At 53.8% G+C, this 480-nt stretch carries 1 protein-coding gene; it reads right to left on the minus strand.

The features are described from left to right. Window positions 1–480, minus strand: a 480-nt coding sequence (locus ACTNC6_RS16180) for an EFR1 family ferrodoxin (protein ID WP_441044667.1), incomplete at both ends; no start/stop codon positions are given.

A 480-nucleotide genomic window follows, 5' to 3' on the forward strand; every position in this document is an offset into this window, starting at 1 on the left:
CCTTTTGGGGACAGCGGCTGATACAGCGGTAACACATGGTACACCGGTCTTCCGCGGTGGCTTTCCCGTCTCGCAGGGAGAGATTTTTCGTGGGGCATAAAGAGACGCACAGCCCGCAGCCCACGCATTTTTCGCTGATCTTCAGCTTGTCTGTGTATCCCGCCGTCTTGCCGTAAAACCACAGCCGCTGTCCAAAAAGTCCCTTCAGGTGGGAAAAGAAGTACAGCCCGTCCTGGGGGTAGTTTCCTTGCTTGATCTGCCGTGCGGCAGCTTCTATCTTTTGGTCGGCCTGACGGACGATCTCCTGGTTTTCCTCTGGCGTTTTCTTCAGCAGTTTGCTGTCGCAGACGGAATCCGGCATTTTGATCTGCAAACCGCCGAGTATTGTCGCCCCGCGTTTTCTTAAAATTCGAGCCGTACATCCTGTTCCATCACCGCTGAAAAGCCCCATCGTATTGACGCAAAAGACCTTTTTCCCAT

The organism is Blautia sp. HCP3S3_C4 (genome assembly GCF_052064095.1).
Taxonomy (GTDB): Bacteria; Bacillota; Clostridia; order Lachnospirales; family Lachnospiraceae; genus Blautia_A.